Source organism: Pseudoroseomonas cervicalis ATCC 49957, from assembly GCF_000164635.1.
GTDB classification, from domain to species: Bacteria; Pseudomonadota; Alphaproteobacteria; order Acetobacterales; family Acetobacteraceae; genus Pseudoroseomonas; species Pseudoroseomonas cervicalis.
The window spans coordinates 338,218-343,243 of record NZ_GG770777.1 but is presented as its reverse complement, the minus strand read 5'-3'; the positions used below and the strand labels follow the sequence as shown (position 1 = coordinate 343,243).

General features: G+C 72.3%; 5 protein-coding genes and 2 pseudogenes. 2 read left to right on the top strand and 5 right to left on the bottom strand.

Features of this window, described 5'->3' with window-relative positions; translation table 11 throughout:
* From HMPREF0731_RS24835 to HMPREF0731_RS01440, 3 genes and pseudogenes are all read right to left on the bottom strand, one after another.
* Positions 1–338, bottom strand: a pseudogene (locus tag HMPREF0731_RS24835) (hypothetical protein); the annotation flags it as partial.
* On the bottom strand, positions 335–2,119 hold the full coding sequence (argS, locus tag HMPREF0731_RS01445; protein ID WP_007002210.1) for an arginine--tRNA ligase: 1,785 nt from the start codon (positions 2,117–2,119) through the stop codon (positions 335–337). The pseudogene HMPREF0731_RS24835 and the gene argS, both read right to left, overlap by 4 nt.
* Before the next feature lie 9 nt (positions 2,120–2,128).
* Entirely contained in the window at positions 2,129–3,280 is a 1,152-nt protein-coding gene (locus HMPREF0731_RS01440) for a deoxyguanosinetriphosphate triphosphohydrolase (RefSeq protein WP_007002209.1), read from the bottom strand.
* A gap of 120 nt (positions 3,281–3,400) precedes the next feature.
* Here HMPREF0731_RS01440 and HMPREF0731_RS01435 point away from each other — a divergent pair, with 120 nt between their 5' ends.
* Complete coding sequence (locus tag HMPREF0731_RS01435) at positions 3,401–3,757, top strand: HesB/IscA family protein (RefSeq protein ID WP_051014679.1); 357 nt, start codon at positions 3,401–3,403, stop codon at positions 3,755–3,757.
* 15 nt (positions 3,758–3,772) lie between these two features.
* Positions 3,773–4,540 (top strand): exodeoxyribonuclease III, encoded by a 768-nt coding sequence (xth, locus tag HMPREF0731_RS01430; RefSeq protein ID WP_007002207.1) that lies wholly within the window; start codon positions 3,773–3,775, stop codon positions 4,538–4,540.
* A gap of 119 nt (positions 4,541–4,659) precedes the next feature.
* Here the strand turns inward: xth and HMPREF0731_RS24830 are convergent, their stop codons facing one another.
* Positions 4,660–4,830, bottom strand: coding sequence for a hypothetical protein (locus HMPREF0731_RS24830; protein ID WP_007002206.1), 171 nt, complete (start codon positions 4,828–4,830; stop codon positions 4,660–4,662).
* Between the two features lie 4 nt (positions 4,831–4,834).
* A pseudogene (locus tag HMPREF0731_RS01425) lies at positions 4,835–5,026 on the bottom strand (YXWGXW repeat-containing protein); the annotation flags it as partial.

Genomic DNA, 5,026 nt, shown 5'->3' with positions numbered 1-5,026 from the left:
GTGGCGGCGCGCAGCGCGTCCAGATTCGGCGCCTCGGCGGCGGGGCCGAGCCGGCCGGTCGCCTCGAACTGCCCGGCGGCGTTGCGCCGCTCGAAGATGATCTCGTCCTGGTTGGCCACGCGCAGCCCGCCGCGATCCTCGGGGCGGATCTTCATCGGGCGGGAATCGGCCTCGACCACCGGGATGCCGCCGGAGCCGCCGCGGCTGACCGCCCAGCCGACCAGCCCGCCCACCGCCAGCAGCGCCGCGACGCCGCCCGCCATGATGGCGAGGCGGCGCGAACTGCCATCATCCTCCGTCTCGCGGATACGATAGGACGGGACCTGAACTTCCCTCACCGCATCTCCTCAACCGGTTGCACGCCCATGACCGCGAGGCCCGAGCGGATGACAATGGCCGTGGCCGCCACCAGCGCCAGCCGGGCGCGGGTGGCCTCCGGGGCCTCAGCCTGGATGAAGCGCAGTGTCGCATCATCCCGGCCACGGTTCCACAGAATATGAAAGTCGGCGGCCAAGTCGCCGAGATAAAAGGCAATTCGGTGTGGCTCCCGCGCCGCAGCAGCGGCCTCCACGATGCGCGGCCAGGCGGCGATGCGGCGGATCAGCGCCAGCTCCGCCGCGTCCTTCAGGCTGGAGAGCGGCGCGTCGGCCAGGGCCTCGCGCGCCGGGTCGCCGGCCTGGCGCAGCACCGAGCGGCAGCGCGCATGCGCGTACTGCACGTAGAACACCGGATTGTCGCGCGACTGCTCGACCACGCGGTCGAGGTCGAACTCCATCTGCGCGTCCGATTTGCGCGTCAGCATGGTGAAGCGCACCGCGTCGCGGCCGACCTCGTCGATCAGGTCGCGCAGCGTGATGTAGGTGCCGGCGCGCTTCGACATGCGCACCGGCTCGCCGCCCTTCATCACCTTGACGATCTGGCAGAGCAGCACGTCGAGCGGCACGGCGCCGTCGGACAGCGCCTTGGTCGCCGCCTGCATGCGCTTGACATAGCCGCCATGGTCGGCGCCCCAGACCTGCACCAGCTGCTGCATGCCGCGCGCGATCTTGTCGGCATGGTTGCCGATGTCGTTGGCGAAATAGGTGTTGCTGCCATCCGACTTGCGCAGCGGGCGGTCCACGTCGTCGCCGAACTTCGTCGAGGCGAAGAGGGTCTGCGGCCGCGGCTCCCAGTCGTCCGGCGTCTTGCCCTTGGGCGGCTCCAGCACGCCCTCATAGACCAGGCCCTTCTCGGAGAGCGCGGCGATGGCGGCATCCGCCACACCGTCGCGCACCAGCTGCGCCTCGCTGATGAAGACGTCATGCGCGACGCCGAGCGCCGCCAGATCCTCGCGGATCGCCTCCATCATGGCGTCGACGGCGAAGTTGCGCACCGTGTCGAGCCAGAGCGACGCCTCGGCCGGCACCGCGCCCGGCGCCAGGCTGTCGCCGAATTTTTCCTTCAGGGCCTCGCCGACCGGCACCAGATAGTCGCCACGATATTGCAGGCCGCCGGGCACCGCCTCGGCATACGCCTCCTCGGTCAGCGTGGTGCCGAGGGCCTGCAGGTAGCGCCAATAGGCGGCGTAGCCCAGCGCCTGCACCTGCGCGCCGGCATCGTTGATGTAGTATTCCTTGGTGACGGCGGCGCCCGCCTTGGCCAGCAGATTGGCCAGCGCATCGCCCACCACCGCGCCGCGGCAATGGCCGACATGCATCGGCCCGGTCGGGTTGGCCGAGACATATTCGACATTCACCCGCACCCCGCCGCCGGCCTGGCTGTCGCCATAGGCCTCGCCGGCGCGCAGCACGGTGGCCACCTGACCCAGCAGGAAATCCTCGGCCAGGCGCAGATTGACGAAGCCCGGGCCGGCCGGCGCGGCCTCGGCCACGCTCGGCAGCGCGGCCAGCGCGGCGGCGAGCTCGGCGGCCAGCTTCGGGGGCGGCAGCTTGGCGATCTTCGCCACCACCATGGCGGCGTTGGTCGACATGTCGCCATGCGACGCATCGCGCGGCGGCTCCACCGTGACGCGCGCCAGCGCCTCCTCCGGCAGGTCGGGCAGCAGGCGTCGCAGGCAGGCCAGCACCTCGGCGCGCAGCGCGGCGAACATGTCCTGCGGGGCGGGGGTGGTCTGTTCCATGATGTCCGTTCAGCCGGGAATGTGGGGGTCGGTGAGGCGCCGGTGCTCGTCCAGCGCGAAGCGGTCGGTCATGCCGGCGATGTAGTCGCAGACCACGGCGGCGCAGTCGGCGCTGCCGGCGGGTCCGGCACGGTCGCGCCATTCGGGCGGCAGCATGTCCGGCCCGCCATGCAGCAGGCTGAACAGCACCTGCACCACGCGGCGCGATTTCTGCGTGGTGCGGTTGACGCGCCAATGGCGATACATGCGGTCGCGCAGGAAGGCGCGCACCGCCTGGTTGGCCTCCTGCATCGCCGGGCTGAACACCACCATGGGCCGGCCGGCGGCGCGCACATCGGCCACGCTTTCGGGCGCCAGCGCGGCCAGGCGGCGGGTGGTCTCGGCCAGCACGTCCTGGATCATGGCGTTGATGACGCGGCGGATCGCCTCGCTGGCCTGGCGGGCGGGCGGCGCCTCCGGGTGGCGGGCGCGCACCTCGCGCACCGCATCGCCCACCAGCGGCAGGGCGGCCGCCTCCTCCAGCGTGAACAGCCCGGCGCGCAGCCCGTCGTCGAGGTCGTGATTGTTGTAGGCGATGTCGTCGGCCAGCGCCGCCAGCTGCGCCTCGACCGAGGCATGGCTGCCGAGCTCCAGCGGATGCTGCGAATCATACTCGGCCATGAAGCGGGAGGGGTTGCGGATCGGGCCATTGTGCTTGGCCAGCCCCTCCAGCGTCTCCCAGGTCAGGTTCAGCCCGTCGAACTCGGCGTAGCGCTTTTCCAGCACCGTCACCGCCTTCAGGCTCTGGGCGTTGTGGTCGAAGCCGCCATAGGGGCGCATCAGCCCGTTCAGCGCCTCCTCCCCGGCATGGCCGAAGGGCGGGTGGCCGAGATCGTGCGCCAGCGCCAGCGCCTCGGCCAGATCCTCGTCCACCCGCAGCCGGCGGGCCATGGAGCGGGCGATCTGCGCCACCTCGATGCTGTGGGTCAGCCGGGTGCGGAAGGCGTCGCCCTCATGGTAGATGAAGACCTGGGTCTTGTATTGCAGCCGGCGGAAGGCGGCGCTGTGGATGATCCGGTCCCGGTCCCGCTGGAAGGGCGAGCGGCCCCCATCGGCCGGCTCCGCATGGAGGCGGCCCCGTGACGTCTCGGCGCGCACGGCGAAGGGGGCGAGGTCGGGCATGACCGGCGGGCCTTACCAGCCGACCCGCCGCGCCGCAACGCCGCAGGCGCGGCGGCCATGGCGGCGGCGTTGGAAAACCGGCCGCCGCGGCCTATGTTGGGGCCCGAGGAGTTCCGCACCATGCCCGACGGCACCACCCTGCCCGCCCCCGCCTTCCGCGTCACCCCGCGCGCCTTCGCCCAGGTGGCGGAGATCGCCGCGCGCCAGGGCCGCCCGCAGGCCGGGCTGCGCCTGGCGGTGCTGGCCGGCGGCTGCTCCGGCTTCCAGTATTCCTTCGAGCTGGAGGATGCCCCGGCCGGGGACGATCTGGTGATCGAGCAGGACGGCGTGCGGGTGATGATCGACCCGGTCAGCCTGGAGCTGCTGGCGGGCTCGGAGCTCGACTGGGCGGATGAGCTGATCGGCGCGCATTTCAGCGTGAAGAACCCGCAGGCGGCCTCGGGCTGCGGCTGCGGCGCCTCCTTCTCGGTCGGCTGAGCGAACCGCCCGCCCGTGCGCCTGGCCAGCTTCAACGTCAATTCGGTGCGCAAGCGCGTGCCGCATCTGCGCCGCTTCCTGGAGAATGCCCAGCCCGACCTGCTCTTCCTGCAGGAGCTGAAATGCAAGACGGAGGAATTCCCCGCCGGGGAATTCACCGATCTCGGCTACACCAGCCATGCGGTGGGCCAGCAGGGCGGGCGCAACGGCGTCGCCGTGCTCGGCCGCGTGCCGTATGAGGTCGTGGCCGAGGAATTGCCGGGCGGCGATGGCGACACCCATGCCCGCTATGTCGAGGTGACGGCCGAGGGCGCGAGTTTCGCCGGCATCTACCTTCCGAATGGCAATTCCGGCGGGGCGGAGGGCTATGCCTACAAGCTTGGCTGGATGCGGCGGCTGCGGGCGCTGGCGCAGGCGCGGCTGGATGCCTTCACCCCCTACGCCATCCTGGGCGATTTCAATGTCTGCCCGACCGAGCTGGACCTGGCGCCGGGCGCCCTGCCGCCCACCGACGCGCTGGTGCGCCCGGAGACGCGGGCGGAGTTCCGCGCCTTGGCGAATCTCGGCCTGACCGACGCGCTGCGCGCCCTGCATCCGGGCGAGCGGCTCTACACCTACTGGGATTACGGCCCCGCCTTCGAGGGCAATCGCGGCCTGCGCATCGACCACGCCATGCTCTCGCCCGAGCTGGCGGAGCGGCTGGCCCGCGCCTGGGTCGACACCGCGCCCCGCAGCCAGGAGCAGCCCTCCGACCACACGCCGCTGCTGGTCGAGCTGGAATAGCAGCCCCACCGGCCTTGGCAGCGGCAGGGCAGCCAAGGCCAGCAGCCGCAAATGACGTGGCTTTCTCTCGGCGGGACGTGGCGCGGGCTGGCCCACGGGGCCGGCCCGGCCCGTGGGCGCTACCAGCCACGATACCAGTAATGGCGCGGCGGCGGCGGGGGCGGAGGTGGCGGCGGCGCGTAGTAATAGCCGCGCGGCGGGCCGTAATAGGCCGGCGCCGGGGCCACCACGCAGCCGGCCAGGCCCAGCGCGGCGGCGCCTAGCAGCAGGGCGGGGGTCAGGCGGCGCATGGCATCACCGCCAGCCAGGCTCGACCCAGACCCAGCGGCCGCGCCGCTCGACCCAGCGCCCCTCGCGCCAGCGGCCGCGGCGGCCCTCCACCCAGCGGCCGGGCACCCAGACATACTGGCCGCGCAGCCAGCCCCAATGCCCGGGCTGCCAGACCGCGCCGCGGCGCGGCGGCGGGCCGGGGCGGCGCTCATAGCG